This is a genomic window from Arthrobacter sp. UYCu712, assembly GCF_040547005.1.
GTDB lineage: Bacteria > Actinomycetota > Actinomycetes > Actinomycetales > Micrococcaceae > Arthrobacter.
Genome location: NZ_JBEPOZ010000012.1, coordinates 36,020 through 62,478 on the forward strand (window position 1 = coordinate 36,020; position 26,459 = coordinate 62,478).

The following is a 26,459-nucleotide window of genomic DNA, read 5'->3' on the forward strand; positions in this document are numbered from 1 at the left end:
ATGAATGCGTGTTTGCCTTCTTGCATGGTGGCGTGTGGGTCATAACTACTGTGGTTCTTGGGCTGGTATTAACTGGATCGAGTTAATTCGAGGCCTGCAAGAAAGCCTTCCTGCAAGCTGGCTTTCAGGCCGGGCCCATTGCCTCCCATCTCTACTGGTTGGCGCCGGCGGCCGAGACTCCATTTAAGGCTACGAGTATCTGCGCGATAGCGGCAAAACCGCTGAAACACAGGGATCCGGAGTAGTGATCCTTCATGCATGCCTGCTTTCTTTCATGCATGAAGGAAAGCTGTCTTTCATGCCAGCTTGATCACAGTGGGGGAGTGGTCGGCGTGGCTCCTTGTAACGCACATGTGCGCCCTGAAAACTGGAACGCATGCAAACAATCATGGTGTACAGCGAAGCCGGCGGCGCCACCAAAACCACATCAGCGGTCTCCTTGGCCGCTGTTACCGCGGCATCCGGACGCAAAGTTGTCCTGGTCGATCTCGATCCGCGAGCAGCGGCAACAAAGTGGATCGGCGTCGAACCGAAGGAAGAAGGCCTGCACGTCGGGGCTATCCTGGGCGATACCGACCCTGAAGGCTGGGCGCAAGACCTGGCTGTGGAATCCAAATGGTTTCCCAACCTACGCGTGGTCCCGTCCGCCCGGAGTGTCTCCAACCGGGAAGCTGACCGCGCCGATCATGCCGAACTGCGTCTGCGCACCTCGCTCATCGGGATTGACGCCGATGTCGTCGTCATCGACTGCCCAAACCGCCAGGGCGGTCCGCTGACCCTGTCGGCGTTGAACGCCGCCGACACGATCGTGTACGCCGCCGGGGCCACCGTCGACGGTGTGGACGGCGTGGCAGGGGCCCGCAAGAGCGTCGAGCAGTTCCGCATGTCCCGTAAGCGCATCGGCGCTCCGGACAACCTTTCCGAGGCTGGCATCATCGTCGGCGCTGTCGCCTCCACTGTCATGTCGCGCATCGCGGTGGCCAGCATCGAGGAGATGCGCGAAACCGGAATGCTACTCACGCCGCTGGTGCCGCACCGGACCATCGTCCAGGAAATGCGCATGACCCAGGAGTGGTACGGGGACTACCGGAAGGGCCTGCCCGTCGTGGAGGCCTACAACGAGCTGATGAAGGAGATCGTCCGATGACTGAGGGACTCAAAGACCGTCCTGCACTGCTGCGCCGCACACCCCGGCCGGCTCCCGATGAGAAAGTCGACCCTGTCGACTACTCGCCGACGGCCATCGCCCCTGCACCCGAGGCGGCACCAGTAGCCATTCCGGCAACGACGCCGGCGAGCGGGGGAGTGGACCCGGTTCCAGCGGCCGCCCCCGTACAGACTCACACCGAGACGGCGGAAGAACCTGCAATGCAGCCGGCGCAGGTCACGGCCCCTGCCCCGGCGCCCCGTGCGCCGCGCCAAGCTGCACGGACCCCGAAAGCGTCCAAGGCGCCGACCTCGAGGAAGTCCAGCCGCCGAGAGGTGACGTTCCCGCTCAGCACGCGGATTTCCGAAGAAGTCAGCGACATCCTCTACGCCGCTGCTGAGGACGAGGATATCTCCGTTCGGGAAGCGATCGAACAGGCAATCAAGGCTCGCTGGGGCCGGGACTAGGAGAGCGGCCGTCGGCGCATGCTTGCATGCAAGCATGCAAGCATGCAAGGAGGCATGGTCCCGGCAGTCACTGCGGCCCAACACCGGGGAGTGGTCGGCGCCGGGTTGGAGTATATTGAGTGCCCTGGATTCCGATCCCAATCCAATACGGCCGCGGATCGGTCCGAGGCACGAGCCCGGATCCATGCTGACCACCCGCGGGACTTCGGGAGAAAGCGCAGTCCGGCGTTCGTCGAACAAACGCCTGAAAACCCCAGGTCTGTACTTGGCGCGATGGCCCAGCACGCCTTCGCCAAGGAGACTCATTCGCGCTCGACGAGCGAGGAATGCGCATGGGTGATCTCTCTCCGGCCACCGGGCTTGAATACCAACGGCTTACCCTCATACTGCGGGGGAGTGCCATTATGCGTATCGAGGACATCGGGATGATCTCAAGGGTGATGCCCGAGGTATTCCAGGCTGGCGTCACCGCCATGGTGAAGTTGGCTTCCGCTCCTACCCAGCACGACTGAACGCGATGTCGGAGAGGGCCCAGTCATCGGGCGGACCCTCGAAGGCCTCCCATGGGTAGTCCTCCCCGGGGGAGAGGAGCTCGGCGACGGTGTTGACGTTGCTGGCAAGCCATTCGCGCCAGATGATCCGCTCGATCCGGTAACGCTGCAGCTGCGCGGCGACGGCTTCGAGAACACCAAGGTGTTCGGCGAGCTGCCTCAGCGACGTCGTTGCCACCACCGCCCAGGACTTGCAGGCGTTCCGTGTCACCAGGTTCCAGGCGGCAAGTATTTCCAGAGCCTCGTTCACTGCTGAGCGGGAGAGCCGGGTGACCCTGACGAGTTCGGTAATCGCCAGTGCGGGGGAGTGCTCCAGGGCTTCGTAGACGAACGCGGCCGGCAGGCCCAATTCCCGGAATGCCGGGCGCAGCGCGTGGATTTTCCCTTTCCGCCAGGACGCATCCTCGGCCGCGGTCTTCAGCTCTTCGGGGACTGTGAGCATATACAGATCACCCTTTGTCCCGCGGGCTTCCTCGACCAGGGTGATGAGGGGATCTTTCTCCGCCCGGAGGGCCTTCAAGTGCAAAGCCACGGTCGTGTGGTCGAGTCCGGTAGCGACGGCGATGGACCGGACACCGAACTCAATGAACCTAGATGCTGTCATGTGGGCCGCCTCCCCCAGCGATCTCAGCACCATTCTTCGTGCCATCCCTATCCGGGACTCCGTGTAGTTCACCTCCCTGATTCGTAGCGCATTCCGCCAGGTCCGGATGAACCGATGCTCAGCATCGGGATTTGTCGAAATTGGATTCAAGCCCTTTAGTTCTGGGGGCTGTGTATTTGGCGGGCTTGTGGGGGATCTGCGGACATTGTTATTCCCGTCCCCGTTTGAGTGGTTTTTGCCCAGGTAGCTGACTGCATTGATCCAGTCCCTCCGCAGTGCAGGAACACGGTGCTTGGAGGCATAACGGGCATAGAAGGAGGCGAGTCCTGGCCAGGTCCCCTGCATCATGCGGCGCTCCACGTCCAGAAGCTGGAGGCCGGCGGCCGCGGCCGCCGTGACGATCGCCTGGCGGGCATCCGAATCGGAGGCGTACCGGTTCGCGTCGTAGATTCCGGTCTGCGCCATGATCTGCATGGCCCGGGACATTCGTCCGGCCGGGCGCTTGACGGCCGGGGCTTCCTCGGTCACCGGGGTGAAGGTCGCCTCGAGTCGCAGCGCCCGGACCGCGTTGATCTCCCCCGCCAAGTCAGCGGTCATCGCGGCCCAGACGTCGGCGGAGTTGGGCCGGCGGGCGACGTCATAGGCCATGGACAATGACATGGCGAGTTCCTGGTGGCCGCCGCGCTTGTGCGGGGAACCGGGTGTACGCATGCAGCCGTGCAGGAGGTTCTGGTGCGGGGTCTTGTCCAGGGTCCGGTACCGGGTGCCCAGCGCCTCGACAAGATCACGCCCTTCAGTAAAGGTGACCCGCTGCGCGAGCGGGATGTAAACGTGGCGGCCGCCGTTGGGGGAGTAGTCCTCAATCCAGCGGGCACCGACCGAGTGCAGCCAGGTCTGGACGGCCCGGACGTCAGCCAGAACCCAGTCGACGCCGGCTACCGAGGAGTCGAAGTCAAGGAATATCGCGGCGCACGTTCCGTCTTTTCCGAAGATCCGGACGGCAGCAGGGAATGTGGGCAGCGCCTCAGTGAGAGCCCGCTCGTGCTTCTGCGGGTAGGTCTTTCCGGCGTCCCTGGAGAGCCGAACACGCGGCTGACCTGCGAGGATAGGCGCCAAGGCGGCCCACGCGTCAGCGGGCGAGTATGCCGAGTAAGAGTTGCGCGACACGCCAACGGTAGATATAGCTGGCGGCGCACATGATTGTCCATGTACGATGTGTTTGTTCCTGTTCAGGGAATAGCAAAGGGCCGATCCTGCCAGATCGGTTTCATAGCAAAACTGAAGGACCTGAGAAGGTCCATCTACGATTTACGAACTGTCTCGCCGGCAAGCAAATCCAGTTCGTGAATCAGAGGCTTCGAAGGCCCGCCTAGTGCGGGCCTTCAACTTTTTAAGATGCTAATGCGATGGGGAGCTCCTGCTGGTACTCGTGCTGATCAAGTGCCGCCAGGTCAGACTGCAGCTGTGGTTCCACTGCCGACAGGACGTACTCAGATACGGTTAGGCCTTTGGCTGCTGCGACCTTAGCAATGCCGTCAGCGGTGCATTCCGGGCTTCGGAAGCCAATAAATTTGCGCAGGCCCTTGCTGGGGCGCCCGCCGCCTCGATTAACTGCTACTGCCGTCATGTGCTTAGTCCTTTGAATCTCGTACCGGAGCCGTAGAGCCGGTAGTGCTTCATCGTTCGTTGGTGCTGCAGCTGCTTCCGGATATAAACGAATCCTTCATGCGGCTGTCTTGAAGCTACCACCACGGAATTACAAGTTCGGGTATTTGTTTTCAGAAAACGGGCGCGTGTCGCGTTTTCTGAAAACGATTGACTTCGGCGCCGGGCCGACGACATTGGAGCTGCGCCGCACACAAACGGGCATGAACACATCCACCCGACCTCGCGTCGACAAAGGCGCCCCGACCACGAACTCCGACTTCGTCGCCCACCGCCTCGGTGAGTTCGGCTTCGCCGGCCACATGTCCGCCGAAGAGATCCCCAGGTCACCGCCGAGCTGAACGCTTCGCCAGCCTTCCGGGATGAAAACATTACCGCCGTTGCCGACCGGGTCCATTACGACACGGCCGGACACATCGTCAGCGACGCCCTGGCGGTAGACAAAGCATCGTCCACCTGACCGCTCGGGCACGAGGACCAGGCCGCCGCCCTCCGCAGCGTGATGGCCAAGGACGACTAGGTACCGCTGCGTTGCCAGCCAGGTACCGCTGCGTTGCCAGCCAGGCTCGGTAACGCTGGTCTGGCAACAGAAGGCAGTTCGGTGGTGCCTTCTTCCCAATAAGCTTGGGCACGCGGTACTCCTCCATTTGTGCGAATCACCCTTACCCGGCTTCAGGGAACTGTAGCTGGGGTGGCTTGTGAAAAAGTGAAATATCCGACGCTAAGGGTTTGCGGGGCGTCGTAGTGGCCTGTATCTACCGGGTTTGATCTGGTTGGCGCGGGGCCAGGTGTAGTCGCCGGTGAGGTTGATGTGTTCCCAGCCCAGCGGTGAGAGGAACCGCAGGAGCTCCGGGTCGATGTCACCGCCGTTGCTGGTCAGGGTGGTGATGGTGCGGTCGAGGTAGACGGTGTTCCAGAGGACGATGGCTGCGGTGAGGAGGTTCAGTCCGCTGGCCCGGTAGCGCTGTTGTTCGAAGGAGCGGTCGCGGATTTCGCCGAGCCGGTTGAAGAACACGGCCCGGGCGAGGGTGTTCCGGGCTTCGCCCTTGTTCAGGCCGGCAGTGACTTTGCGGCGCAGGGCGGGGTCTTGGAGCCAGTCCAGCAGGAAGAGGGTCCGTTCCATTCTTCCCAGTTCCCGCAGGGCGAGAGCAAGCCCGTTCTGGCGGGGGTAGGCGCCGAGCTTTCGCATCATTAGGGACGCTGTCACGGTGCCGGTTTTGATGGACGTGGCAAGGCGGAGGATCTCGTCCCAGTGTTGGGCGATAGTTTTGGTGTTGATCGTGCCACCGATCAGCGGCGCCAAGGCCGGGAGTCCTGGGCCGTTGGTGGGTGTGTAGAGGCGGGTGTCGCCGATGTTGCGGATCCGTGGTGCGAACCGGTAGCCGAGAAGGTGCATGAGGGCGAAGAGATGGTCGGTGAACCCGGCCGTGTCGGTGTAGTGCTCCTGGATGGCCAGGTCTGATTCGTGATAGAGCAGCCCGTCCAGGACGTAGGTCGCGTCGCGGTCTCCGACGTTGATGAGTTTGCTGTGGAAGGGCGAGTACTGGTCCGAGACGTGCGTGTAGATCAGTCGTCCCGGCGCGGCACCGTACTTGGGGTTCACATGGCCGGTGGATTCGGCTTTGCTGCCGGCACGGAACCGCTGCCCGTCGGAAGAAGAGGTGGTTCCGTCACCCCACTGTGCGGCGAGGGGGTGACTGTGCTGGGTGTTCACCAGTTCCACCAGTGCGGCGCTGTAAGTTTCGTCCCGGATGTACGAGGCCTGGTGGCGGTCCAGTTGGGCGTACGTGACTCCGGTGCACGATTCGGCCATCTTGGTCAGTCCCAGGTTGATTCCGTCAGCGAGGATGGCGGTGAGCAGGAGTTGCTTATCCTTTGAGGGGTGGCCGGATTTGAGGCTGGTGAACTGGTTGGTGAATCCGGTCCAGGTATCAACTTCCATTAGCAGGTCGGTGATCCGGATCCGCGGGAACATGGCGCTTGCCTGGTCGATCAGTGGTTGCGCGTGCGCGGGGACGATCGTCTCGAACGGGGTGATTTTAACGCCCTTGTCGGTGACCAGCACCCCGGGGAGTTCATCGCGGGCGGCGAGCTCGTTGACTTCCTTCAGCCGGTCCTGAAGGAGGGCCAGCCGGCCCTCGAGATATCGCGCGCTTCCATCGGTCGTGACCAGCGGCAGCTTCCCGGCGTTCTTCTTGCCGGTGTAGTCAACGCCAGCAAGAAGGTAGTCATCGAAGTCACGGAATTGGCGCGATCCGGTGACCCACATGTCTCCAGACCGCAGCGCATTCTTTAGTTCCGTGAGGGCACAGAACTCGTAAAACCCCCGGTCCAGGCCGTCATCGGTGAAAACCAGCGGCTTCCAGCGGGGCCGGATGAAAGAGACCGGCGCATCGTCGGGGACCTTCCGGGCGCCGGTGGTGTTCAGGGCGCGGATGACATTGATCGCTGCCAGCAGGTCTTGTGCTGCGGGGGCTGCGTGGAGGTCAAGGACGGCAAGAAACGCTGGGGTGTAGCGGCGCAGGGTCGTGAAGTGGGTGCTGACGAGCGCGAGGTGGTCGTCGAAGGCTGGCCTGGTCAGTTCCTTGGCCTGGGCGATGCTTTCGGCCAAGGATTCCCAGCCAATGGCTGTTTCGATCGCGGCGAAGGGGTCTTCACCGTTTTCCTTGGCCTCAAAGAGGACATCACCCAGCCTCGAGTGAATGCGCATCATGGTGGCGACTGTGGATCGGGACGCCAGGGTGTGCTGGTTTTGTTTGTTCTGCGCGGTCCGGATGAGCCGGCCAATGATGCGATCGTGCAGATCGATAATTTCGTCGGTGACCGTTGCCATGCTTTCCACTGCCATGGCAAAGAGGGTCGCGCACCGGCGTGCGGGTTCGAACTTGGACAGATCGGCCGCGGTCATGGAGGCACCCTCACGGGCAAGCTTTAACAACCTGTTCCGGTGAACCAGCCGGCTCGCTGCCCAGGGAAGATCAAGGGCACGCCAGGTGGTGAGCCGGTCAATGTGCTCACGCATCGCCCGTGCGTTGGGGCGCAGCGGTGCCTGCCGCAGCCAGCCGATTTCGGTCGATGAACTATCAGGGCGACGGAGAAGCAACCCGTCCAGGCGTTTCCGGTGCTCGACCGAGAAGTGGCCGCATAGCGTGGCGTAAATGTTCCGGTTCGCCCTGGTCAGGGCCTGTGCGCAAGCCCGTTCAATGACGCTGACGCCGGGCAGAGCAACCTTCTTTGCTTGCAGGAAGTCCCTCGCGCCTTCAACCAGGAGCAGGCCCTTGTCTGTTTGCGCAGCCACATCGCCCACGTGCTCCACGAGCTGGCGGAAGTCTGCAATTCCGAACGCAGACATGCCCAGATACGCGCGAATCTCCCTTCCGTGCTCCTGCCGCGTTTCCTCACGTTCCCCGTAGTCTGCCCATGCATCGGCGGGGACGACCAGACGGGAGGCCAGCCAGGAAACCAGTTCAGGCGGCACTTCGGTGTCTTCGGCCAGCGCGATTCCCGGGTGTCGCAGGAGACACAGCTGGACGGCAAAGCCCAGCCTGTTCGCTTCTCCGCGGCGTTGCCGGATCAACGACATATCCGCATCACTGAGCGTGTAGTGGGCTGCAAGGTCCTCTGTTCCAGCGGGCATTGCCAGGATCTGGCCACGCTCGGCAGCCGTGAGCAAAGAACGTAGAGCCACGTCAGAAGTCCTTATCTACTAAACGGCCGTGCCTCACGGACATGCCGTCGTTCTGCTGTGGCGCGCAAGGCCCACCACTCATGGTTTCGCGAGGTGCCGGTAGATCGTGGGCCGGGTGACGCCGAATTCATGGGCGATGTGCTCAACCGTGTGGGCCCGTTTCCCATCGGGGCCCTTTTCGTCATACATTTCGCGGGCCAGCTTGACCTGCCGGGGACCGAGTTTTGGTTTCTGCCCGCCGGTCCGACCCCGCGCACGGGCGGCGGCCAGCCCGTCACGGGTCCGTTCGGACATCAGGGAGTGCTCGAACTCGGCGATCGAGCCGAGGATCTGGAAAAACATCCGCCCAATGGAGGTGGACGTATCGATGCCCTGGTCAAGAACCACCAGATCCACACCGCGCCCCTGCAGCTTTTTGGACAAATCGATGAGGTTTTCCAACGACCGGCCGAGCCGGTCGAGTTTGGTGACGACAAGCTGATCACCGGCCCGGTTGGCCGAGAGTAGCGCCTTGTCGAGTTCGGGCCTGCGGGCCAGCTTCCCCGACGCCGTGTCGAGAAAGATCTGCTCGCAGCCAGCCGCGCGCAGGGCGTCGTGTTGGGCTTCGGGGTGCTGATCGCGTGTTGAGACACGGGCGTATCCGATTCGCATCGCCGAATCGTATCACCAACCGGGTTTAGCGTTACACAGACGCGTACACGGCAAGCATTACAAAATTGGCCCCGTGGTTCCGCCACTCTGCAAAGACGTCCGGAGTGTCTTACGAACGATCGTTACCGGGCGTGGAGGCCGGCACGAACACAGCCCAGGCCGCGTGCCCGGACTCCGCGCCACCGCTGGGCCGCACTGCTGGGGCCGCAGGAGTCCTGGAGGAGTACTCTGTGATATATCCGTCCTGCACGGACGGACCGCTCCGGTTATTAGGGGATGACGAAACGTGGCTGCTGATCCGGCACCGGGTCCATCGACGGGGCCGCGCCCCGCCTCCCGTCCGGCAAACAAACCTGCTCCTTCCAAGCCGAAACGCCCGCCCCCGGACAGGGCCGCGGACGTGACTCGGGCCGGGATGATCTGGGTTGCCGTGAGCGCCGGGCTGATCCTTCTGGTATTGCTCATCATCTTCATCCTGCAGAACCAGGATCGCGTGACCGTGCAATACCTTGGCGTCGCCGGGGAGCTTTCCCTGGGCATGGCGCTGTTCATCGCAGCGGTGGCGGGCGGGATCCTGGTCGCGATCGCCGGGGCAGCGCGGATTCTCCAGCTTCGAAGCCAACGCCACCAGCGGCCCCTGGCTTCTCCGGGACCGGCGTCAACCGTCCGGCACGAACCCACACCCGGGGCCTGAGTTCCCCCGCACTTATCGCGGCCCAGCTGCAGGGACCCTGCAGGGCGGCCGAATCCAACATTCAGGGGCGCACCCTGGAAACCGGCGGTCCCGGACACGCTGCCGCGGCGGCTCGCGTCGGGCCCCGGTTCCGACACTCCGCTCCGGCCGGGCCCTTCTCCTCCGCTGGGGATATGCCGCCGATGAAAGGCAGGATACCGTGGCCTCTTCGCCCGCTCCGGCCCCTCATTCCTCCCCGTGGCCCATGCTCGGCCGCCGGGCCGTGGCCGGAGCGCTCGGCGGCTTCGCCGGCGGGATCGTGTTTGGCTTCCTGATGGCGCAGATGGGCCTGCTCCCCGTGGTCGCGTCCCTGATTGGCTCCGACTCCGCCGGAGCCGGGCTCATCCTCCAATTGATGATCTCAGTCGTCGCCGGCCTGGGCCTGACGGTGCCCTTCGCGGGCAGGTTCCTCACCGGTTACCGCAACGGCATCCTCGCGGGTCTGGCTTACGGGGTCCTGTGGTGGGTCCTTTGGTGCGTGGCGGGGCTGCTGCCCATGCCGCGGATGCCGGGAATGCCCGTATCCGCCCTGGCGCTAATAGCGGCGCTGTCCCTGATGGGTCACTTGATCTACGGGGCTGTTCTCGGTCTGACGGCTGTGCGCGTACTCAAAGGCCGGACACGGCCACTGGATGAGACGCCATGACGGCCCGGATCGGGCGAAATTGCGGTCCTCAGGCGGTACCGCAGACAGCAGATGTGATTGACTGCCATCCCCAACTGACGGTCACGGGTCAGCAAAGCTTCTCCACCACCCGCTCTCGAATACAGCGGGGCCTGCAGGTTTGCGTATCAAAAATCCGGCGCGAGCACCCTGGCTGGTGCCCGATGGGGCGGGTCCTCGACCGGACAGGTCGTGCCTCACTTGCGCCGTTGCTATGATCCGCAGGGCTAAACGGCGGCCTTTTTCCTACCGCCCGCCACCGGATATTCGGCGCCAGAGCCTCCCCGGACGGGTCCGGCAACACGTCCGTGCCCGGGTCCCCGCATATGGACCTGACCGGGCACCGGCGGCCGAGGGCCCTGCTGCCGCGCTCCCTTCGCAGGGTCCCCTTGGACATGCCCGCGTGCTGGAACCAGGCCGTGGAAGCCAAGGCCAAACACCTCGAAGCACAAGACAACGGCTCAAAATAAACCGCACCATCCCCGTAGCCTGCCTCGCCCCGGGAGCACCCATAAGGTATGGGAAAGTCGTAAGGGATGGGAGAGTCGTGAGGGCGGAAACCGCAGCGCCGCCCTGCCCTGGGTGGGAGGTGTCCGGTTCGGATACGTCAGCACCTCAGTAACCGTTCCGTCAGGAATGTTGCTGACACCGGTCTTCGAGTTCAGTAATCCTAAGAGTTGACTGTCCGGGGATGAGTGACCCCCGGGATTAGCCAAGCACAACCCCGCAGCGCTGGACGATGGTAGCTGGATAGTCCTCAGTCGTTGTCGTTATCGCCGCTGGTGTTGATGCTTCCGTTGACCCCTGCCGGGAAGAAACCGCCAGAGGTGACCTGCTCGGAATCGAGGTAGGCGATGTTCAACACCTGGGCCGCGGTCCGGCTAAAGGCCAGCCCGTTCGCGTCGGTGGGAACGAGGTTGGCCGTAGCTGCTGTGCCGATGCCCTGGTCCAAATCGGTGGGCCCGTCCAGGCTGTCCCGGGCATCCGAGATCTTCTGCACCGTGGTGTAGATCGCAGGCGTTTCAACCCCCAGGGCGTAGAGGGTCGTGCGGATCTTGACGTGGTCATCGTGGGAACTGCCGTGTCCGAAGCTCAGTTCTGCCACCAACAGAGAAACGTTGAAGCCGATTCCGGCTAACAGGGAAACGCCGAAAACATCGATCCAGGTGAAGGGACTTGTCCAGGGATGCCCTGGTGGCCTTGGTGATGACCCAGGTCGTCCCGAGGATTCCTGCCGGTTTGCCCAGCACGAGCGCGGCAATGATGCCGACCGCCGGCGGGTCCGCAAGCGCGGAGCTCAGGCCGCCCCACCCGCCGACTGCGACGCCGGCGGAGAAGAACGCAAAGTTGGGGACGGCGATCCCGGCCGATATTGGCCGGAAGCGGTGTTCGATGATCTCCGAGAGACCGGGCCCGGCGTCCGGCCCGCCGCTGCCTTTTTGGAACGGATCACGGGAATCGCAAATCCATTGTCAGAATCACCAGCAAACGACTGGCCAAGCGGGTTCAGGAACAGGCTCTTAGCGAACCGGTTCAGAACAGGTAGTACCGCAGGAGCAGGTAGGGCACGCAGAGACCGATGGTGACGGCGGTGACCACCAGCCCGTATTTTGTGAACGTCCAGAACGAGATGGGGTGATCGTAGCGCTTCGCTATCCCGATGACGACGACGTTTGCACTGGCTCCGACGGCGGTGGCGTTGCCGCCGAGGTCCGCACCGAGGGCCAGCGCCCACCAGAGGGGCTTGGCTGCGGCGCCTCCTGCCTGCACAAGGTCATGCGTAATCGGAGCGAGTGTGGCCACGTAGGGGATGTTGTCAATGATGCCGGACGCGAAAGCCGAGCCTACGAGCATTGCGACGGCGGCGACGTCGTAGTTGTCCCCGATCAGGGAAGCCACAGCCGCTCCCACCGCGTCGATGACTCCAAGGTTGACCAGGGAACCGATCATGATGAACAGGCCCGCAAAGAACAGCAGCGTCTCCCATTCGACGTCCCCGAACACTTTTCGCGGTTCAAGCCGGGCCAGCAGCACCAGGAGCCCTGCGCCGAGCATCGCGACAACGGACGGTGCGAACCCCAGCACAGGGCGGGCAACAAAACCGATCAGCACCAGGCCCACCACCACGAGCGATTTGATCAACAATGACTTCTCCCCCAGCGCCTCCTTCTCGTTCAAGGCCATGACGCGCGCGGCACGGTCCGGATGGAAACGGAAGGCGGAGCGGAACATCCAGCGGCACAGTCCGATGAAGACGACGAGGAGCACCGCGACGATCGGCGCAAGGTTGATGATGAAGTCGTTGAAGGTCAGGCCCCCCCGGCTGGCGATGATGATGTTGGGCGGGTCGCCAATCAGAGTGGCCGTGCCGCCGATGTTGCTGGCCATCACCTCCGCAATCAGGAAGGGAACCGGCGGCGCGGCGAGCCGTTCACACACCAGGAGCGTGACGGGGGCGGTGAGCAGCACCGTGGTGACGTTGTCCAGTAGTGCCGAGAGCACCGCCGTGATGACCACCAGGATCACCATGATCCGGAACGGGTAGCCCCGGGCCTTCTTCGCCGCCCAGATCGCGAGGAACTCGAAGAGTCCCGTCTGCCGGAGGATGCCGACAATAATCATCATGGCCAGCAGCAGGAAGATGACATTCCAGTCGATCCCGCTCTCCGGCGAAAAAAACATTCCCGCGTCATTCGTGGCACCGATCAAAACCATTGCAGCTGCGCCGCCCAGCGCGGTGGTCATCCGCGGCAGTTTTTCGGTAGCGATCAGAACATACGCTGTGAGAAAGACACCGAGAGCAAGAATGACCTGGACCGTCACTGCTCCTCGCTCCGTGAGCCAGGGCCGCCGGCGCTGGCCAGGACAGCCTTGATGACGGCGGGAAGAGTGACAAACATCGGGGCATCCCGAGGTGAGTCGCGGACCAGGGCAATCTGGGTGCGGGCATCCACCATGCGCGCCGCGATCTCGACCAGGGTCGCGTCGGACTCGATGGAAAGGATCTTGCGGACGGCGACGCCCTCATCGTCAAGCATCTCCCCGACGGTCCGTTCTGCGAGGTATTCCCACAACTCGCCTGCCCCGGCCTCGTCGAACACGGCCGCCAGCGACACGTCATCCAGAAGGTAACCGGGCACCATGAGCCGCAGCACGTCCACGGCCGAGACTATCGCTGTGGGAACTCCCAGCTTGTTTGCAATAACCAGCCCCACCAGGCCGCTATCGGCGATCAGGCGTCCGGCTTCCACCGCATTGGTCTCGCGGCGCACAACGGGTAAAGCAACTTGCAGGTCGGCTGCGCGCACAGCGGCTCCTCATGCCTCCGAAGACAGAACGTAGGCCCATCCAACCACCGATTCCCTGCGCTTGGCAGGGGTTGTCTTCGTGTTCAGCGATCAGGCCACCTGCCGAACCCGTTATTCTGCAGGCACGGCCCTGGACGTGGCTTTGTCGCTTGCCTGTCCAGAATTACTCTCAGGCGCGTGCGTTCCCTTCCTTGAGGGGAAAGTGCGATCTTACCGGCCTCGATAGGGCCGGGCCAGAGGTGACTATGACCGTACCGATGCTACCCGTGTCGGTGAGAGCGGAGGTTGGTGGTTACTTTGCGATCCTGCCCACGATCTGGCGGGCCACCAGCCGATCGATGCCGGGCAGGTGCGTCCCCCGTATGATCCAGCGGCGCAGGAGTCGCTGGGTCCTGTTCGCGGGAAGGAACGACGACGACGCGCGCCTCCCCGCGGCCTGTGCTTCCTCCACGACCGGCCGCCAGCGCCGTTCGAACTCGGCCATGGCCGGCTCGATCCCGGACGGAGAGTCCACGGGCCCGAGGAGGTCCCCCAGAAGCGCTGCCCCGGCTATGGCGAGGGAGCCGCCTTGGCCGGCCAGGAGCGAGACTGCCCCGCAGGCGTCCCCGATCAGAATGGCTCTGCCTTTGTGCCAGGCGGGCATGACGATTTGGGCGACGACGTCATCGTATGGGTGCTCAGGGCACAGCTCGAGCAGCCTGTCGACGGCGTCGCCCAGGCCGGCGAACTCCCGGCGGAGCCGCTCCCGGGTACTCTGAGGCTGCCCGTCCCCCTGTGCTCTGTTGGCGTCACGGTAGACGAGGAAGGCGGCCACCTCGTCGGTGCGCAGGCTGTAGAGCCCGGCCATCCGGTCGAGGGTGTCGGTGAGCAGGAAGCGGTTCGCGAAGCGGGCGTTCAGCCCGGGATCGGCCACGATGAACGCGGCGGCGCGCATGCCCAAGGGGCGCAGGTAGTCCTTTTCGCGGCCGAACACGTGGGCGCGCACCTCGGAATGGACGCCGTCGGCGCCGATGAGGAGATCGGCGCCGGGCAGGGGCACCGCTGAGGCGTCGACGGCCACTCCCGCGCTGTCGTCGTCAGCCCAGGCGCCGGAGACCCGCGCCGCGTAGCGGACGCGGACCCGGCCGGAGGGAACGTCCTCGAGCGCGGTGAGGGCGGCGCGCTCCATGTCCGGGCGCAGCAGGCTCAGGACTTTCCCGCCAGCGAGCCGGGCGAACTGGTCGTAGTCCAGGCACGCGGTCGGGCGTAGCTCGGCGTCGACGTACTCGAATGCTTCGACGTGGTAGGAGTCGGCCGCCAGGCGCGGGTAGAGGCCGATCCTCTCCGATGCCTCGACCCCGGGACCGAAGAAATCCATCATGTACCCGTCACGTCGGGGGGCAGGGGATTTCTCCAGGACCTCGACCTCCCACCCCGCCAGGCCCAACTGGCGGGCTGCGACGAGCCCGGCAATTCCCGCCCCGGCGACTATGGCCTTCACGCCCTACCCCACTCCATCGGCTCGGCCCCAGAGAAGCCGCCGGCGCAGTGACGAGCACCGACGGCAGCTGTTGCCTCATTCTTGGACCCTCCAGGAGGCTCGTCAAGAGTGCAGGACACCCGCGAGGACCAGACGCGGATTCTGCTCGGTCCCTGGGGCAAGTCAAGGAGTCAAGCAAACAGTCCCAACAGCCAGCCGCCTAACTCCCGTCGGTACCGCTCAGCTTGAAAAATTCCGCGTCCGTCGTCTCGCTGGCCGATGCCATCGCTTCACCGTTCTGGCTGGAATCGCACACTCACATCGACCGGACGCGTTCCTGGACAGAATCAGCGACGAAGTCACCGACGGCTGGCGACCACGGGGTGCATTCGATCTCCTCCGGCGCTGGATGGACGAAGACTGGTTCCGGCATTCCGCGGATCAGAGACACTGGGGGCGTCCGCAGATACCGAAAAAGGGAACGGCTGGCGTCCTGGACGGAGCTCCCTGAAACCTTGAGTCGACCAGACTACTCGTGGCGGTGTTGCAGGGTCCCTGCCCGGATCTGGAGGTGCCCTCCCCGGGCCGACCGGCTATCGACTCCGACGCAGTCTTCCTCCACGAACTGCCAGGGGTGGGCGAAGATGTCTGCACCGCCAATCCTGCAGGCGAAACGGGCAAGCGGGGCAAGCCAGCGTGCGCTCCCGTACGGTTCTTGCATGTCGACAATACTGACCCGTGCCTCCGCGCCCAACAGGTTCTGGATGTTCGCCCATGCGGTCCGCCAGGCCGGCATCAGCGACAGCGAATATGTGGCAATGATGCCGTCCGAGGCCGGGGTGCCTCCTTGGCCGCTAACCTGCTCCATGACCGCCGACGCATCGAGGCTGATGATGTCCGCCTGCACCAGAATGATGTTGTCCCAGCGGTGCAGCCGGGCACGGCGGTGTGCTTGGCGGAGCATTCCGGGGCTGCGGTCGATACCGATAATTGTCCCCGTGGGGCCGATCCTGTCCTGCAGGAGCGGGAAGTTCAGGCCGGTCCCGCAGCCGATGTCCAGGATCTGGTCCCCGGGCCGGGGGTCGAGTGCGTCGATGCCCAGGATACGGCCCGCCCGGTACACGGCGAACTCGCCGGAGAGCACGTCGTAGACCGGTGCATAGATGTTGTACTTGTCCTTGACGGTGCCCTCCCGTTCCAGTTGGCCACACTCGGCCGATGGTAGTGACCGGGGCCTGGGTGCCAAACTTACCCGGCGACGGAGGGCACGGACATGGCGGACAGGGACGGGATTGTTGATTTGCTGGTGCTCGGCGGCGGCACCGCCGGGCTGGTCGGCGCGATGACGGCCGCCGGCGTCGGCGCCCGGACCGTTCTGGTCGAACGCGACCGGACCGGAGGTGATTGCCTGTGGACCGGCTGTGTCCCGTCCAAGACACTCCTGGCCGCCGCCGCCACGGCCCGCACCAGGGCAATGCTCACCGGGCAGGACCCGGACTTCTCCATCGTGCGCACAATGATCCGGGATGCCATCGCCACCATCGAACCGGCGGATTCCCCGCAGGCCCTGGAGGCTGCCGGGGTGCGGTTCATCAGGGGCGCTGCCAGATTCGAGGCTCCCGGCGTGGCCACCGTTGACGGCCGGACAATCAGATTCCGGCAGGCTCTCATCGCCACGGGCGCGGCCCCGCATGTCCCCGAGGTTTCCGGGCTCGCGGGCCCTTCGGTGGTGACGTCCGAAACCGTCTGGGACCTCCCCGCGATCCCGGCCCGCCTGGCCGTCATCGGCGGCGGCCCCCTTGGCTGCGAACTGGGCCAGGCCTTCGCCCGGCTCGGATCCGAGGTCACGCTGATCATCCGGTCAACGATCCTGCCCAGAGAAGACCGCGAAGCAGCCGCGCTGGTCAAGACCAGCCTGGAAGCCGACGGCATCCGGGTCCTGGAACACACCCGTGTGGAACGGATCAGCCCCGCTAAACCCGGTTCCCGCCTGGAACTGGGAGATGGCACGGTCCTCACCGCCGACACCGTGCTGCTGGCGGCCGGCCGCACGGCGCGCACAGCCGGGCTCGGACTCGAACATCTGGACATCTCCACCGACGCCCACGGCCAGATCGTCACTGATCCCGGGATGCGGACCACGAACCCGTCCGTCTGGGCCGCGGGGGATGTCACCGCCCATCCCCGCTTCACCCATGTCGCCGGAGTACACGCCAGCATCGCCGCCCGCAACGCCGTTCTTGGCCTGAACCTCAAAATCAGCCCGGTCGTGCCACGGGTCACATACACATCCCCCGAACTCGCCGCCGTCGGCGCCACACACCCTCCCGGGACACACGCCATGGTCCGGACCATCCACCACACCCACGTGGACCGGGCGGTCACCGACAACACCACGGACGGCTTCACCCGGCTGATCGCGGACCGGCGCGGGCACATCCTGGGCGCCACCATCGTCGGGCCGCGGGCAGGAGAATCCATGGCCGAGGTCGTCCTGGCCATGGAACACCGGCTGAAGACCTCCGACATCGCCGCAGCGACACACCCGTACCCCACGTACTCGGACGGGGTATGGAACGCCGCGATCGCCGACGTCCGTGCCCGCCTGCGCGCACCCGCCACGGCCGCCGTTATCAAAACACTGCTGTTGCTGCGCCGGTGGCGGGCCGACCTGGACACCCGGCTGATCCGACGATAACCGGCCACATGAGCGCACCGACGCCTGCCCGGCGGCACGATGGAGGAAGTGAATACCGTTTCGCGTCCGGAGAGCGATCCCCACCAGGCAGCCCTTCAGGCCGGGGTATGTATGGGTCCTGTTTGAGCCATCTGCGACCAGGCCCGGGCTAAGGGCGCCACGGTCCCAAATCAATGGCGCCGATCCTTGCCGATCCGAGCACGCAGATCATGACTGACCCTGGGATCGGCACCGCCACGCCCCTGCACGAGACCTGACGGCATTCCAGCCCGATAGGTTCTTCAGCTGCTGCCGTCCTCGCATCTCAGTGGGTTGGCGATGGAGAATATCTGCATGAGGGTAGAACTGCTGCACATCGATGAGTGCCCCAACTCGGCTGAAGCAGCCCAGCGCGTGGAAACTGCCCTGGCCGCTTTGGGCCATGGGGACACCGCAGTACACATGCGGCTGCTGGAGTCTTCAGCGGACACAGTGGGCACCGCCTTTGCCGGTTCTCCGACGATCACAGTTGACGGGGCCGACATTTTTCCCGGTGGGGCCCCGGCCAGCGACCTCGCCTGTCGGATCTACCGGACTTCAAGCGGCTTCGCGGGTCTGCCAACGGTCGATCAACTCAAAGAAGCGCTCAAAAACCATGGATTCTGACAGCGAATACACGTGCTCCTGTTGCGGCAGGACGATGCAGCGCAAAAAGCTGCATGCACTCGGAGCCGGACACACCTATATTTGCCGGCGCTGCGGCCTCTGGGTTGCACTTCGGCCTTGGAGGGATACGGCGCGGTCCGCCTGACTTGTCGCAGAGCCTCCCGAAGCGGGACGGTGTGATGTCGCTGCTGGGCACCAGCATCAAATCGACCAATGAGTCGGTGTAGTTCTTGTACCGCTGGAGAAACAGCAAGAACAACGAACCTTCATCCCGCTGCTGCTGGACTCAAGGTCCGCGCCCGATCAAGCACGGTAACCCCTGCCGGCCGGGACGGAAGCTTTCCGTTGTGTAGTGCAGATTACTGAACGCCTTCGGAGCCCGGCAATACCCTGGTGACTATGTCAATCTCATTCAGGTCCACTATGACGGCTTGATCCAGGTCCACCGCAGCGCCGGCCAGCAACCCGAGTGGCCCGCTGCAGGATCGGGGAGCCATCTGGGTGTCATCCGTCATCTGCACCAGGACATCGGAGCCAGAAGGTGGGTACCCGCGGTCGCGATCATCCTCGACGTCCTCGTCCTGACAGCTTTCATCGTGGTCAAAGGCCGGACAGGATGTACTGACGTTGACCGTAGCCGCGGGCCTCTCCCTGACCATTTTTCTTGGACAGTGGTGGGCCGTCCGACGACGCGATCAGAACGCCGAGACACACGAGGGCCAGCAGTCCCACCCCTGAGGCGGCCCCAACGGCAACACAGCGATAGTCAGGACACAGCCGGGGTCCCTCCGGGAATCACACCACATCCGTTTCGCGGTCTTTGGATATGGAAGCCGGACCGATACTAAGACAGGGAACGCCGTTGACCGTACGCTGGGTATTTCCGGTTCGGCCAGTTCGGTTAGCTGCAAGCGTGAGGACGGTAGGTTGGGGGAGCTGAACCGGCCCCGGGAAGCTGGTCTTTGCACAGGAGGAGCAGGAGCTTATGAATGAGGCACCGTCACTTCACACGGGCCGCTGCTGGTGAAAGGGCGTGCCGCGCACTGGCTGGATGCGCTGCAGACCCGGCTATGGCCTCTGCCGGCGTTGGCAGTTGCCCTGGCTGTAGTGCTGGGCGTGGCGCTGACTGCATTGGATTCCGCTGTCGACGGCAAGTTGCCCGGCAGTGTCAGTGTCTTTCTCTTCAGCGGCGGCCCCGAAGCAGCAAGGTCAGTCCTGCAGGCCATCTCGGGGTCCCTGATCACGGTGACGTCCCTGACCTTCTCCCTCACCGTCGTCACGCTGCAGCTGGCCAGCAGCCAGTTTTCGCCGCGTCTGTTGCGGACTTTCACCTCGGACCGGTTCGTCCACGGAACGCTGGCCCTCTTTCTGGCATCCTTCGCATTCGCGCTGACAGTCCTGCGCAGCGTCCGCGACGCAAGCAACGGAAACACCGCGTTCGTACCGGAACTTTCGGTCACCCTCGCGTTCGCCCTTGCCATCGCCAGCGTCGTTGCGCTGGTGCTTTTCCTGGCCCACCTCACCCGGGAAATCCGTGTGGAAACCATGATGCGCAACGTCAACGCCGAAACCCTCGAAACCATAGACCGGGTCTTCCCTAAGGACCGGCCCACACCCGGGCCCGGACCCGTCCCGGGCTCCGGTGCATTCCTCATCGAATCCCGCTCCTCGGGCTTCCTGACATCGTTGGATCAATGCGCACTCCTGAAGGCCGCGGAAGATTCCGGCGCCATGGTACGGATAGACCGGCAACCGGGCAGCTCCCTGGTGGAGGGCGTTCCCTTCGCCACCGCCTGGCCGGCCGAACCAGGAGCAATATTCGGAACCGAAACCCGCGGGAAGTTGGCCAAAGCTGTCAATGCCGCTGTCGCAACAGGGTATGAACGCACCAACGTTCAGGACGTCGGGTACGGGTTCCGGCAGCTGGTTGACGTCGCGACGCGCGCACTCTCGCCCGGCATCAACGACCCCACCACGGCAGTGCACGTCATCGGGCACCTCTCTGCCCTGCTGTGCCGGCTGGTGGGAAGGAACCCGGGCCCGGAACACCTCACCGACGAGGACGGGCGCATCAGGGTGGTGCTCTCACTTCCTGGGCTCAACGATCTGCTCGACATGGCGATGAACCAGCCCCGGCAATACGGTGCCGCGGACGCGGCCGTCGCCGGCCGTCTCCTGGGGCTCCTTCACGAACTTGCCTGGTGCGACCGGAAGGGCCAGTACCGGACGGAGATCCAGGACCACCTTGGCCGCATGCGCAACGCCATCGGCGCCGCGGACCACTCAGACCCCGAACGAAAAAACCTGCTGGACACGGCCGACTCCATAGAAACCCGGCAGAGATAGAACCAGTTCCCCGCAAGGGGAACAACGCGCTGTACCGCGAGTATCCATCCCTCTTTCCCCATCTTCTGTTTTTGGAAGCGACGTAGGTGCCCCACGCGGTTGCTGGATGGTGAGGTGCCGGTTCACGTTCATTACCGCCACCACAGGGACCGAAATCCGGCTGGGCATAATGTCCGAGACCCGCCAGCTGTCCTCGCGGCCCCGCCTGTACCGACTCTCCGAAGAATGACCCGTCATCGGATAGCTGATCCCCATCCGGTGACTAGGACAGCCCGGGCCCAGCTCAGCTTAGGCTTGGAAAGAATGAGGAGGTGCCTATGGCTACTGCATTACTGCTGTCCTTCGCTGTCCTGCTGCTGATCGGGGTACTGATCTCCGAACGTGCCCACCGGACAGTGCTCTCCACTGCCGTGCTCTTCCTCGTCGGAGGTTTTCTCCTGGGACCCGGAGCCCTCGGGGTAATCACGATCACGTCCAGCGACCCGATCGTGGGAGGGCTCGCCGAACTGGCGTTGTTCTCAGTGCTCTTCACAGACGGGATGCGCGTCGGGTTCCGCGATCTCCACGCGGCGTGGCGGCTCCCCGGCAGGGCCCTGCTGCTTGGCCTGCCCCTAACTCTCGCTCTAACCGCTGTCTTCGCCCACTACATCGTCGGGCTGCCCTGGCTGGAATCCTTCCTCCTCGGCGCCATCCTCGCCCCCACGGACCCTGTCTTCGCCGCCGCCATCGTGGGTAGGGAAGAAGTCCCAGGCCGGCTGCGGCACCTGCTCAACGTCGAATCCGGCGTCAACGACGGCTTGGCACTGCCCATCGTGCTGATCCTGCTCGCCGCCGCCGGCGGCGGCAATGCCCAGGGCGAAGAACTCCTCTTCGAAATCGTCCTCGGCATCGCAGTCGGCATCATCGTCCCGGTGATCGTACTCGGGCTCGAACGCCTCCCCTTCCTGCAGGCGATACGATCCCTGCAGCCCTTGCTTGCCGTCTCCATCGGACTCCTGGTCCTGGCCATCTGCCAGGCAACCCATGCCAATCTCTTCCTGGGCGCCTTCGCCGCCGGGATCACAGTGGCCACCTTTGGCACGGAACTCCGCCACGAATTCGAACAGTTCGGCGAACTCGTCACCGAACTGTTCAAACTGGCCGCCATCATGGTTTTCGGCGCCCTGATCACCCCGACCTTTCTCTTCGGCGAGATTCCCTTCGCCGGCTGGGTCTTCGCCATACTCGCCCTCCTCATCGCCAGACCTCTCGCTCTTCTGGTGTCCTTTATCGGAGCCAAACTCAGTTTCGGAGAACAGGTCACCGCGATGTGGTTCGGCCCGAAAGGCTTCGCTTCGGTCGTCTATGGCCTGATCATCCTCGAATCAGGCATCGCCCTAGCCGACCAGATCTACCACATGGTCGCCCTCGTCATCGTCCTTTCCATCCTGTCCCACTCCTCCACCGACGTCGTCATCGCCCGCAGATTCGGTCGCAGCCAGGGACTGACGCCGGCAGACACCATAGGCTGATGGGACCTCATCGACTAGGTCTCCCACATGGTCGGTAACGATCGTTCGCAAGACACCGTTTGAGATCCCTTCCGGCCCAAGGAATACAAGGGCCCGTCGTGTAACGGTTGCCGCGTACGCACCAACGCAACGGGTACCGGCCTTCGCGATACACCAACCCCGCGAAGGGCAACGCTTACTGGCTACGAACCGGCCCGGTTGCCAGGCAGGCCAACGGCTGATCGTTTCTGCTGAAATATCGCTAACGTCGGATATTTCACTTTTTCACAAGCCACCCCTAGCTATACAGGACGTGTTGGCCGGCGGCATCGACTTGAATCCCCCAAGAACTCAAGTAAGCGAAAGCCTACAGACATGCTCCGCACATGCACAACTCAGTAGTTACTCATGGCCTATACGCTATGAATGTCATCAGGTAAAATTTTGTGTCAGCTGTCCGCCTGCTCTGTGTAGTGGCCACACCATAAGCAGCTGACCTTGGCTGAAGGAGCTTTAACGATGGGAAATGGGGCCCGCAGCGTGTTCCTTACGCAACAACAGAAAAAAGAGCGCCTAGCCGATCGCATGGGCATCCTGGTCGATATCTGGGAGTCGGACAACAACGCGGCGCTCACTTACCCTCATGTGGAGGAAGCACTTTCGACCCACGGAATCCAGCTGTCGCGAACACGGTGGTCATACTTGATCAATGGCACTGGCAGCCTGGTGACCGACCAGGAACTCCTGAAGGGCATCGCAGAGTTCGTTTTTGCCGTACCGGCCAGTTACCTCTGTGATCTCAACAGTGAGACTCCTCCCGAGGTAGAAGCGCGGATGGAGTTCCTTGTGCAGATGCGCAAGCTCAAGGTGAAGAACTTCGCCGCGAGAAACCTGGGCGCGACTTCGCCGGAAACACTGAGGACTATCACAAGGATTATCGATGCGTCGATGAACGGCGAGGATGAATGACTCTCCCTCCGGTTCAGGACAAGGTTCGGGAGTTGTGCGGTACCGGCACGACGTCGATGAAGGAAGTCGTCGAACGCTTGACCGTGATCTGCGAGAAGCCGATCAATCTGATCGAGTACAACGAGTCCTGGGGTGCGCTCACGGCCTTCAAAGCCGAATTTGAAGATCGCATAAACGTCTATTTCCCCCCGCAGAAGTCGCAGCAATACAAACTTCACTGCATCTATCACGAGCTCGGACACATCTACTTGGAGAGCCTTCGGATTGCCCTGGCTCTGCCGGATCTCTCTGAAGAGATGCTGAGGGAAACCGCGGACGCAATTAGTGTCACCTGCCGGTCCGTTCCGAATCATCCTGTCGAAAGGTGGGTGGAGGATTTCGCTTTCGAGATGTCGAAGAAGTCCCGTTCACGCAGCTCGTCCGATTCTGATCCTTTTCTCTGATAGACCATGAAACTGTTGCTCTTTGCGCTGCTGAGTGCCTTATGCCTCCTTCGGATCCCATCGGTGGTCAAGGTGGCGGAGTCCCGGGCCTCGTGGGTGGCATCGATGTTCGGCCTCGCGGCGCTCTATGTCCTGGGAACGGTTACACCGCTAGTGGATATCGACCGCTACCTCGGTGGCGCCAACGTGACGAACCTGCTTCAAGCCATCTTCGCGCTACTAGCGATCTTCTTCTTCAACGACAGCGTGCGGCGTTTAGCGAACGTACCCATTGTCAGATGGACCTACTACGCGCCGTTGCTGAGTATTCCCATCATGATTGTCAGCTTCGCTCTGATTGAGGGCAAAGCTCCAACGGCTGCTGACTTCATTGATACCCACATGGACCAGCTCGCAACTGCCGTGTACAGCGGCACGTACATGCTCGCGTTGTTGTTCACCGTGCTCAGGATCGTCTACATGCTTCGGCACAAGGCAAAGGGCCTGTACGCAACATTCTCTGTCGGCCTGATGGTGGTTGTGGTGGCTGTTTCATGCCACATTACGTACGTGGTGCTGTTCCACTTCTCGCCCTGGGTCGCCCGAGCGATCGGAAGTTGGTTTGACCGCCTTTTCTATGTAGGCCTCTCAGTGACGGCGGCAGGGTGGCTGATTCTTTTCCTATCGAAGCATCTCCCGAGGTTGCGTCTCTGGATGATCGATGCTCTGTGGCTGACCGCATTGAGGATGCGGGTTAATGCAGATCGATCACGAGTCAGTCCGGCATGGGACCTATTCAATGAAACGCTCGAAAATGGCGTCTATAAAAGCCTCATTGTGTTACACAACTACGAGCGGGTGAACTTGATGGACTTCCCGGAATCTGTTCAGGGCAGGATCAGCCACATTGAGGCCAAGCTAGACACGCAGACCTAGCTCCGCTCAGTCAAGATCGTCCTGCTGACCCAACTCGTAAGTTCCTTGGTGAAGGTAGAAGGCGAGGCATTCCACTCCTGGGTATGGTGAGCCTCGGGCAGTGAAATCAAGGTGACGGTGGCCGGATTCGCACGTTGGAACGCGGCCGAGATCTCCCACGGAACCTCTAGGTCTGCGGTCGAGTGCAAGACCAAGGTCGGGACTTTCACCCGGTTAGGTACGTCCACCCAGTCAAGTGCATCGAAATCGATCGGTTCCTCCAGCCCGAGCATCCTCGCGAATGAGGGAGCCTGCAACAGACGCATAACAAGGCCGGCACCAATCGCCGGCACCCCGGCCCGCACCGCCCCTGCGGAGATGGCTTTACGCCAGCTCGTGACAGGACCTACCAGGACAAGCCCTACGATCCGGTCCCGGTGGGCGCTGCGCTCCGCTGTGAGCAGGGCAATGGTCCCACCCATTGACCAGCCGGAGAGGATGATGCGCCTGGCTCCACGAGCGACGGCATAGGACACAGCGCTATCCACATCACGCCATTCCGTTTGCCCAAGGTGACTCGATTCCGCCTGTGGTGGGCTGACTTCGGCGTCGCTGCGAAATGTGGGAACCAAGGACGTGAATCCCAATGAACTGAAGGCATGGACATCTCGGAACATAATCGATCGGTCGGTCCAACTGCCATGGATATGGATCACCCATACGTCCGTGTCATCAGCTTCAAATAGCCATGCAGGCGCCGCACCATAGGCGGTGGGGATGTCCACCTCCTCGTAGCGTCCACTGACAGCAGAGGGTTCGAAGAACACATCCGGGGTCCAATCGACGATAGGCCCCAGACCTCCCGTCTCGGAGCCACACGGATCAATCCTCCGTTCTACGTACTTTTGATCCTCATTGATCAGCGTGACCTCGCCGACTCGCGTGTACTTCTCCGTCACGGGGTCGAACACCCCGAAGTCGCCCGGGACTTTGGTGTAGTCATCCAAATCGATGCGGATTCCTCGTCCGTCTTCCAGCACCTCGGCCCGGCGATAGTCCCTTGGGCCCCGCTTGACGATCTTGCGGGCCATGACGACAGCGAACCCCGCTAGCCCGGCCGCCGGCACAAGGAACGCCAGGCAGGCCAGGATGCGCCGTGGCGTCAGCATTAGGTCTTCATCCTCCAGGGCTGATCAAGGCAGAACAACGGAACCCAGACATCGTAACGTCCATCATTGCCTGATACAGGCATAAACCATGCTCACTACATGCGTTGCACATGTTCACCACAGGCATGTAACGTGCTTAGGGAAACAAGAAGGTATTGCTCTTCGACAAGCTTGTTATGAACAGCGGGCGCTCATCTGCCGCGGAGATAGTTGACATAGGCAGGAAGCATCTCGAACTCCACTGCGTCAATATTGGCCTCGTATTTCACGCGTTTGCCGTGCCGTTGGCCCGCGGGGAAGTTGGCCGCGACAGCACCGGTAGCTTCGAGCGCTTCCAGGTGGTGTTGGAGGCTGGGCCGGGTCAGCGCCTTGTTGCCGTCCAGGACTATTCCCCTGAGGATTTCGCCGGTGGTGCAGGGGCCGTTCTGGTGCAGGTAACGCAGGATGGCCGCGTGGGCTCGGTTTCCGAGAACTTCGATGGCTGCCTCAACCTCCTGCGGGTGGTTGGGCTGGATGAGGCGCGGCATGCGTCCATCTTGCCCGATTATTCGGATAGCTCTGAGTCGCAGAATCAAGTGTATCGCTAAATGATGAACTTTGAGCTACAGTCAAATTGCAGGCCTTCTTCGAAAGAAGGACGTGCAGCGTCACTGTCGGAAGAGATCCTGCAGCCCGAAGCGATGCGACTCCTGGCGAGTGGACATGACAAGCAGCTTGGTGGGAACGAGAGAAAGACGGCGGCCAGCCAACGAGTTGTCGGTTGCTGGCAGTAGACGGGGAAGCGATGCCCAAGGGGGAGGGACAGTTTTTGAAGAACAAGCTGCCGTTCGATACACAGTGGCCGCTGGAAGCGCGCCGGCTGCAAGAT

At 62.9% G+C, this 26,459-nt stretch carries 22 protein-coding genes and 1 pseudogene; 12 read left to right on the forward strand and 11 right to left on the reverse strand.

Features of this window, described 5'->3' with window-relative positions:
• Positions 1 to 376: 376 nt before the first annotated feature.
• Together ABIB51_RS13185 and ABIB51_RS13190 are read left to right on the forward strand one after the other, a co-directional pair.
• The gene (locus tag ABIB51_RS13185) at positions 377 to 1,147 is read left to right on the forward strand and encodes a ParA family protein (RefSeq protein ID WP_354188692.1); all 771 of its coding nucleotides are present in this window, start codon (positions 377 to 379) and stop codon (positions 1,145 to 1,147) included.
• A complete protein-coding gene (locus ABIB51_RS13190; protein ID WP_354188694.1) occupies positions 1,144 to 1,614 on the forward strand; it encodes a hypothetical protein in 471 nt (156 codons plus the stop codon). The genes ABIB51_RS13185 and ABIB51_RS13190 overlap by 4 nt, the downstream gene beginning before the upstream one ends.
• 495 nt (positions 1,615 to 2,109) lie before the next feature.
• On the opposite strand, the gene ABIB51_RS13195 is transcribed toward ABIB51_RS13190, so the two are convergent.
• Entirely contained in the window at positions 2,110 to 3,936 is a 1,827-nt protein-coding gene (locus tag ABIB51_RS13195; protein ID WP_354188696.1) for a helix-turn-helix domain-containing protein, read from the reverse strand.
• A 223-nt stretch (positions 3,937 to 4,159) separates the two neighbouring features.
• A complete protein-coding gene (locus tag ABIB51_RS13200) occupies positions 4,160 to 4,396 on the reverse strand; it encodes a hypothetical protein (RefSeq protein WP_223987982.1) in 237 nt (78 codons plus the stop codon).
• Positions 4,397 to 4,637: 241 nt separating this feature from the next.
• On the opposite strand from ABIB51_RS13200, the gene ABIB51_RS13205 reads away from it, so the two are divergent.
• Positions 4,638 to 4,775, forward strand: coding sequence for a hypothetical protein (locus ABIB51_RS13205; RefSeq protein ID WP_354188698.1), 138 nt, complete (start codon positions 4,638 to 4,640; stop codon positions 4,773 to 4,775).
• Between the two features lie 380 nt (positions 4,776 to 5,155).
• On the opposite strand, the gene ABIB51_RS13210 is transcribed toward ABIB51_RS13205, so the two are convergent.
• Positions 5,156 to 8,122: a Tn3 family transposase gene (locus ABIB51_RS13210; protein ID WP_354188700.1), complete on the reverse strand. Its 2,967-nt coding sequence runs from the start codon at positions 8,120 to 8,122 to the stop codon at positions 5,156 to 5,158.
• 78 nt (positions 8,123 to 8,200) lie between these two features.
• Positions 8,201 to 8,773, reverse strand: coding sequence for a recombinase family protein (locus ABIB51_RS13215; RefSeq protein ID WP_354188702.1), 573 nt, complete (start codon positions 8,771 to 8,773; stop codon positions 8,201 to 8,203).
• A gap of 400 nt (positions 8,774 to 9,173) precedes the next feature.
• On the opposite strand from ABIB51_RS13215, the gene ABIB51_RS13220 reads away from it, so the two are divergent.
• Positions 9,174 to 9,467, forward strand: a complete 294-nt coding sequence (locus ABIB51_RS13220) for a LapA family protein (RefSeq protein ID WP_354188704.1) — start codon at positions 9,174 to 9,176, stop codon at positions 9,465 to 9,467.
• Positions 9,468 to 9,666: 199 nt separating this feature from the next.
• Complete coding sequence (locus ABIB51_RS13225; protein WP_354188705.1) at positions 9,667 to 10,152, forward strand: hypothetical protein; 486 nt, start codon at positions 9,667 to 9,669, stop codon at positions 10,150 to 10,152.
• A 1,069-nt stretch (positions 10,153 to 11,221) separates the two neighbouring features.
• Here the strand turns inward: ABIB51_RS13225 and ABIB51_RS13230 are convergent.
• The 5 genes and pseudogenes from ABIB51_RS13230 to ABIB51_RS13250 all read right to left on the reverse strand — a co-directional run.
• Positions 11,222 to 11,638, reverse strand: a pseudogene (locus ABIB51_RS13230) (Na+/H+ antiporter NhaA); the annotation flags it as partial.
• 65 nt (positions 11,639 to 11,703) lie between these two features.
• Positions 11,704 to 12,993 (reverse strand): ArsB/NhaD family transporter, encoded by a 1,290-nt coding sequence (locus tag ABIB51_RS13235; protein WP_354188706.1) that lies wholly within the window; start codon positions 12,991 to 12,993, stop codon positions 11,704 to 11,706.
• Positions 12,990 to 13,478 (reverse strand): CBS domain-containing protein, encoded by a 489-nt coding sequence (locus ABIB51_RS13240; protein WP_354188707.1) that lies wholly within the window; start codon positions 13,476 to 13,478, stop codon positions 12,990 to 12,992. Before ABIB51_RS13240 ends, ABIB51_RS13235 begins: the two co-directional genes overlap by 4 nt.
• Positions 13,479 to 13,770: 292 nt before the next feature.
• Entirely contained in the window at positions 13,771 to 14,958 is a 1,188-nt protein-coding gene (locus tag ABIB51_RS13245; protein WP_354188708.1) for an FAD-dependent monooxygenase, read from the reverse strand.
• Positions 14,959 to 15,466: 508 nt separating this feature from the next.
• Positions 15,467 to 16,183, reverse strand: coding sequence for a class I SAM-dependent methyltransferase (locus ABIB51_RS13250; protein WP_354188709.1), 717 nt, complete (start codon positions 16,181 to 16,183; stop codon positions 15,467 to 15,469).
• A 27-nt stretch (positions 16,184 to 16,210) separates the two neighbouring features.
• Between ABIB51_RS13250 and ABIB51_RS13255 the strand changes: the two genes are divergently transcribed.
• From ABIB51_RS13255 to ABIB51_RS13285, 7 genes are all read left to right on the forward strand, one after another.
• Positions 16,211 to 17,635: a dihydrolipoyl dehydrogenase family protein gene (locus ABIB51_RS13255; RefSeq protein WP_354188710.1), complete on the forward strand. Its 1,425-nt coding sequence runs from the start codon at positions 16,211 to 16,213 to the stop codon at positions 17,633 to 17,635.
• A gap of 333 nt (positions 17,636 to 17,968) precedes the next feature.
• Positions 17,969 to 18,280, forward strand: a complete 312-nt coding sequence (locus ABIB51_RS13260; RefSeq protein ID WP_354188711.1) for a thioredoxin family protein — start codon at positions 17,969 to 17,971, stop codon at positions 18,278 to 18,280.
• Positions 18,281 to 19,303: 1,023 nt separating this feature from the next.
• Entirely contained in the window at positions 19,304 to 20,626 is a 1,323-nt protein-coding gene (locus ABIB51_RS13265; RefSeq protein WP_354188712.1) for a DUF2254 domain-containing protein, read from the forward strand.
• A 317-nt stretch (positions 20,627 to 20,943) separates the two neighbouring features.
• Entirely contained in the window at positions 20,944 to 22,137 is a 1,194-nt protein-coding gene (locus tag ABIB51_RS13270) for a cation:proton antiporter domain-containing protein (protein WP_354188713.1), read from the forward strand.
• Positions 22,138 to 22,614: 477 nt separating this feature from the next.
• The gene (locus ABIB51_RS13275; RefSeq protein WP_301226389.1) at positions 22,615 to 23,085 is read left to right on the forward strand and encodes a hypothetical protein; all 471 of its coding nucleotides are present in this window, start codon (positions 22,615 to 22,617) and stop codon (positions 23,083 to 23,085) included.
• Complete coding sequence (locus ABIB51_RS13280) at positions 23,082 to 23,528, forward strand: hypothetical protein (RefSeq protein WP_354188715.1); 447 nt, start codon at positions 23,082 to 23,084, stop codon at positions 23,526 to 23,528. The genes ABIB51_RS13275 and ABIB51_RS13280 overlap by 4 nt, the downstream gene beginning before the upstream one ends.
• Positions 23,529 to 23,534: 6 nt before the next feature.
• Positions 23,535 to 24,443 carry a hypothetical protein gene (locus ABIB51_RS13285; protein WP_354188717.1) on the forward strand — a complete coding sequence of 303 codons (909 nt, stop codon included), beginning with the start codon at positions 23,535 to 23,537 and terminating at the stop codon, positions 24,441 to 24,443.
• On the opposite strand, the gene ABIB51_RS13290 is transcribed toward ABIB51_RS13285, so the two are convergent.
• Positions 24,440 to 25,591, reverse strand: coding sequence for an alpha/beta hydrolase family protein (locus ABIB51_RS13290; protein ID WP_354188719.1), 1,152 nt, complete (start codon positions 25,589 to 25,591; stop codon positions 24,440 to 24,442). The genes ABIB51_RS13285 and ABIB51_RS13290 overlap by 4 nt on opposite strands.
• Before the next feature lie 191 nt (positions 25,592 to 25,782).
• Positions 25,783 to 26,118 carry a winged helix-turn-helix domain-containing protein gene (locus ABIB51_RS13295; RefSeq protein WP_354188721.1) on the reverse strand — a complete coding sequence of 112 codons (336 nt, stop codon included), beginning with the start codon at positions 26,116 to 26,118 and terminating at the stop codon, positions 25,783 to 25,785.
• Positions 26,119 to 26,459: the final 341 nt, after the last annotated feature.

Bases quoted from the DNA above. Each gene is read 5' to 3' on its own strand.
- ABIB51_RS13185 (WP_354188692.1), top strand. From the start codon at position 377: ATGCAAACAATCATGGTGTACAGCGAAGCCGGCGGCGCCACCAAAACC.
- ABIB51_RS13190 (WP_354188694.1), top strand. From the start codon at position 1,144: ATGACTGAGGGACTCAAAGACCGTCCTGCACTGCTGCGCCGCACACCC.
- ABIB51_RS13200 (WP_223987982.1), bottom strand. From the start codon at position 4,396: ATGACGGCAGTAGCAGTTAATCGAGGCGGCGGGCGCCCCAGCAAGGGC.
- ABIB51_RS13205 (WP_354188698.1), top strand. From the start codon at position 4,638: ATGAACACATCCACCCGACCTCGCGTCGACAAAGGCGCCCCGACCACG.
- ABIB51_RS13215 (WP_354188702.1), bottom strand. From the start codon at position 8,773: ATGCGAATCGGATACGCCCGTGTCTCAACACGCGATCAGCACCCCGAA.
- ABIB51_RS13255 (WP_354188710.1), top strand. From the start codon at position 16,211: ATGGCGGACAGGGACGGGATTGTTGATTTGCTGGTGCTCGGCGGCGGC.
- ABIB51_RS13260 (WP_354188711.1), top strand. From the start codon at position 17,969: ATGAGGGTAGAACTGCTGCACATCGATGAGTGCCCCAACTCGGCTGAA.
- ABIB51_RS13270 (WP_354188713.1), top strand. From the start codon at position 20,944: ATGGCTACTGCATTACTGCTGTCCTTCGCTGTCCTGCTGCTGATCGGG.
- ABIB51_RS13280 (WP_354188715.1), top strand. From the start codon at position 23,082: ATGACTCTCCCTCCGGTTCAGGACAAGGTTCGGGAGTTGTGCGGTACC.
- ABIB51_RS13285 (WP_354188717.1), top strand. From the start codon at position 23,535: ATGAAACTGTTGCTCTTTGCGCTGCTGAGTGCCTTATGCCTCCTTCGG.
- ABIB51_RS13290 (WP_354188719.1), bottom strand. From the start codon at position 25,591: ATGCTGACGCCACGGCGCATCCTGGCCTGCCTGGCGTTCCTTGTGCCG.
- ABIB51_RS13295 (WP_354188721.1), bottom strand. From the start codon at position 26,118: ATGCCGCGCCTCATCCAGCCCAACCACCCGCAGGAGGTTGAGGCAGCC.